The organism is Mycobacterium sp. (assembly GCF_035499775.1).
GTDB lineage: Bacteria > Actinomycetota > Actinomycetes > Mycobacteriales > Mycobacteriaceae > Mycobacterium.
The window spans coordinates 1-3916 of record NZ_DATJYB010000148.1; the positions used below are offsets into that span (position 1 = coordinate 1).

Below are 3916 nucleotides of genomic sequence, written 5' to 3' on the forward strand. Positions count from 1 at the left end.
TATACCGTCTAGCCATGACGCGTGACTATGTCTACGACCAGGGCTTCGCCGAAGAGCGGACCCGGCTGGCCAGCATGGAAAGCCTGTGGGACCCCGGAACCCAGGCACTGCTCGACGACCTCGGCATCCAGAAAGCTCGGCACTGCTTGGAAGTCGGGGCGGGCGGCGGCTCACTGGTGCAATGGCTGGCCGGCCGGGCCGGCAAGGTGACGGCGATCGACATCGACACGCGGTTCATCGAATCGCTGGCCAGCGACACCATCGAAGTCCGCCGCGCCGACATCCGCACCGAGCAGCTTCCCCCGGCAGAGTTCGACCTGATTCACTCCCGCTTGGTGTTCGAGCACCTGGCCGATCGTCGGCAAATCCTCAAGCGCCTCGCCGCGGCGCTGCGTCCGGGCGGCTGGATGGTCATCGAGGATTACGACTGGACCGCGTTCGGCCTGGAGGGAGCGGATCCGCTGCTGGCGCGGGTGACCGAGGCCACCTTGTCCTTCATGGAGCGGGCCGGATTCGAGCGGGATTACGGCCGCCACGTTGTCACCGATATGGCCGACGCCGGACTAACCGGTGTGCGCGGAGAGGGCCGCGCCCGGATAATCGATTCCCGCTCACCGGGTTTCGACTTCTTCCGGTTGTCCTTGGAAAGCGTGCGCGACCCGGTGGTGGAGGCAGGCCTGCTCTCGCGCGAAGACGCGGACTCGGTCGCCGCCCGCGGCGCCGAGGACTTCCGCGTCTTCACGCCCGTCATGATGGCCGGCATCGGCCGCCGGCCAGGACCCTAAAAGGCGCGCACCAGCGCGGCCCGCCCCCGGGTGCGCAGTTTGTGCACCGCCGAGCCGCGGTATTGGTCGATCTTGAGCCGGCCCACGCATCACGTCCCCGGACTCGGCCTCGAACCACGAACCGTGCCAAGGACATACGATGCGGCCGCGGTCGACCCAGCCGTCGGCCATCGGGGCTGCCAGGTGCGGGCAGAACTCGCCGAACGCCGAAATCTCCCCGGGCTTGGTCTGGCACACCATCAACCCCACGCCGTCGACCTCGACCCGTACCGGCTTCCCGTTCAACGAGCTCGCGGGCAGCACAGGAGTCCACTCTTTGGCACGCAGCCGCTCACCGGACTGATCGATGCCGATGCCGGACTCGAACACCAGCGCCCCGCCCAGGTAGCTGCCGCCGACGGTGACGAGGTACCCGAGCGCGGTCAGGGCGATCCCGCGGTGGTGGCGGCCCCGGCGCCGGTCCCACCAGGACATGGCGTAGAGCGTGGTCGCTGCCAGGTTCACGACGCCGTGCACCAACCCGACTCGGCGATCCTCCTCGTGGGTGTGCTGCCAGTCAGTGACACCGGTGACGGCCGAGCCGATGCTGGCCAAGATCCCCAACTCGAGCGAGCCAGTGGCCAACCGTGCGTCGGGGGCGGGCCGGCCCGGAAGCAGGCTCAGCGCATCCAGTGCGACGGTGGTGCCGAGCGCTCCACTGGTCAGCGACGCCAGCGGCGGATGTACCGGATGCCCGAGCCAGACGCCGTGCATCGCATTGGTCACCCCGTTACGCGCACCGCCCATCGCGTTGTAGGCAAAGCTGAGCGCGTGCTCCAGCCGATAGCTGGGCCGATCCAGCCACTCCTGGCGACCGATGGCTTCCAGCACTCGCCGAGACCGACCGGCCATATCACCAATCCTTCCTCAAATAAGTTCCGGGAGAGGGTAATTCATGTACCACCGGCGGATAAGCACTCGGAACGCAACGTCACCAACGTAGCGCCGTCAACCCGCAGCGCCGGTGAAGTTTGCTTGTGAACTACCTATGAGTTTGCTCAATAGTGCTTGGAAAAACCCGGGACCGGCAACGATGTCGCCCAGAGCAACAGTTGACTATGGCAGCGTTTCGTGAGAGTCTCTATCTAGCAGAGAAACATTCCATATAACAGAGAGCATGACAAGATTGTGAGCACCGTCGAGAACATTTTCGAGAACATCCAGCGGGGCATGGTCCCCGCTCACATCTACAACGACGAAGGGCTCTTCGCGCTCGAAAAGGAGAGACTGTTCAGCCGGGCGTGGATCTTCGTGGCGCACGAGTCGGAGATCCCGCAGGACGGCGACTACGTTGTGCGCCGGGTACTCGACGACTCGTTCATCATCGCCCGCGATTCCGGCGGCCAGGTGCGGGCGATGTTTAACATGTGCCTGCACCGCGGCATGCAGGTGTGCCGCGCGGAAATGGGCAACGCCTCCAACTTCCGCTGCCCGTATCACGGGTGGAGTTACCGCAACGACGGCCGGCTCACCGGCCTACCGTTCCACCGGGACGCCTACGGCGGTGACGAAGGGTTCCTCAAGAAGGGTCAAACCCTTTTGCCTGCACCGAATTTCGCCAGCTACAACGGTCTGCTGTTCATCAACCTGGACGCCGACGCGGAACCGCTCGAGGACTACCTCGGCGACTTCAAGTTCTACCTGGACTTCTACACCAAGCAGAGCACCCAAGGTCTGGAGGTGCGCGGGCCGCAGCGCTGGCGGATCAAGGCGAACTGGAAGATCGGCGCCGAGAATTTCGCCGGCGACATGTACCACACGCCGCAAACCCACCAGTCGATCGTCGACATCGGCCTGTTCCGCGAGCCGAAAGCCCAGAAGCGCAAGGACGGTGCGACCTACTGGGCGCGCCGCGGCGGCGGAACCACCTACAAGCTCCCGCCCGGCGGGTTCGACGAGCGGATGCGCTACGTCGGCTACCCCGACGAGATGATCCGCCGGATCAAAGACGTCTGGACACCACAACAGCAGCGTGTGGTCGGCGAGGACGGATTCATGTTCTCGGCCGCCACCTGCTTTCCCAATCTGAGCTTCGTGCACAACTGGCCCAAGGTCCACGAATCCGTTCGCGCCCACCAGAAAAGCGAAGTCCTGCCGTTCATCTCGATCCGGCTCTGGCAGCCGATCAGCGAGAATGAGACCGAGGTCTGCTCGTGGTTCGCGGTGGACGCCGCGGCGCCCGAGGAATTCAAAAAGGACTCGTACAAGGCGTATTTGATGTGCTTCGGGTCGAGCGGCATGTTCGAGCAGGACGACGTGGAGAACTGGGTGTCGTTGACCACCACCGCCGGCGGTTCGATGGCACGACGGCTGCTGCTGAACAGCCGGATGGGATTGTTCGCCGACGACCGTCCGGTCATCGAAGCGCTGCCCGCCGAGTCTTTCCACGGCCCCGGTCGCGCTCAGGTCGGCTACAACGAGTACAACCAGCGCGAGTTGCTCAAACTGTGGGCCGACCACCTGGATTCGGCGGTCTCGGCATGAGAAAGCCTTTACCGTTTAACGACATTCGGCACTTGCAGGCGCACCAGTTCCTGGTCGACGAGGCCTACCTGCTGGATGCTCAGCAGTACCGGCCGTGGCTGGACACGCTGACCGAGGACATTCACTACGTCATGCCGGTGCGCGTCACCACCGCGCGCGGAACGGGACTGGGCACCGCAGCGGGAATGGCCCATTTCGACGAGGACAAATACTCGCTGAGCCAGCGGGTGGCGCGGATGGAAACCGAACACGCCTGGACCGAGGACCCCCCGTCGCGGCTGCGCCACTTCATCACCAATGTGCGCAGCTTCGAATGCGAGGACCCCGACGAACTTGTCGTCGAATCCGCCGAACTGCTGTTCCGCAGCCGGGGAGACGTCAATGAGAGCGCCCTGGTGTCCTGTGGGCGTGAAGACGTGTTGCGTCGCTGCGACGATTCGCAAACCTGGAAATTGGCGCGGCGCAGGATCATTGCCGACGAGGCGGTGCTGCGGATGCAGAACCTGGCGGTGTTCCTGTGACCGACCACCTCTCCAGATTGCTGGACGGCACCGTGGGCGAACCCCTATTGGTCGCAAACGAATTCGCCGAAGTGCAGGTGCGCCGGG

3 protein-coding genes and 1 pseudogene are annotated in these 3916 nt (G+C 64.5%); 3 read left to right on the forward strand and 1 reads right to left on the reverse strand.

Features of this window, described 5'->3' with window-relative positions; genetic code table 11:
* Positions 1–14: 14 nt before the first annotated feature.
* On the forward strand, positions 15–785 hold the full coding sequence (locus VML93_RS10195) for a methyltransferase domain-containing protein (RefSeq protein ID WP_325610203.1): 771 nt from the start codon (positions 15–17) through the stop codon (positions 783–785).
* 57 nt (positions 786–842) lie between these two features.
* Here VML93_RS10195 and VML93_RS10200 read toward each other — a convergent pair.
* A pseudogene (locus VML93_RS10200) lies at positions 843–1676 on the reverse strand (Rieske 2Fe-2S domain-containing protein); the annotation flags it as partial.
* Positions 1677–1994: 318 nt separating this feature from the next.
* Here VML93_RS10200 and VML93_RS10205 point away from each other — a divergent pair.
* Entirely contained in the window at positions 1995–3308 is a 1314-nt protein-coding gene (locus VML93_RS10205; RefSeq protein ID WP_325610207.1) for an aromatic ring-hydroxylating dioxygenase subunit alpha, read from the forward strand.
* On the forward strand, positions 3305–3829 hold the full coding sequence (locus VML93_RS10210) for a 3-phenylpropionate/cinnamic acid dioxygenase subunit beta (RefSeq protein ID WP_325610205.1): 525 nt from the start codon (positions 3305–3307) through the stop codon (positions 3827–3829). The genes VML93_RS10205 and VML93_RS10210 overlap by 4 nt, the downstream gene beginning before the upstream one ends.
* Positions 3830–3916 lie beyond the last annotated feature (87 nt).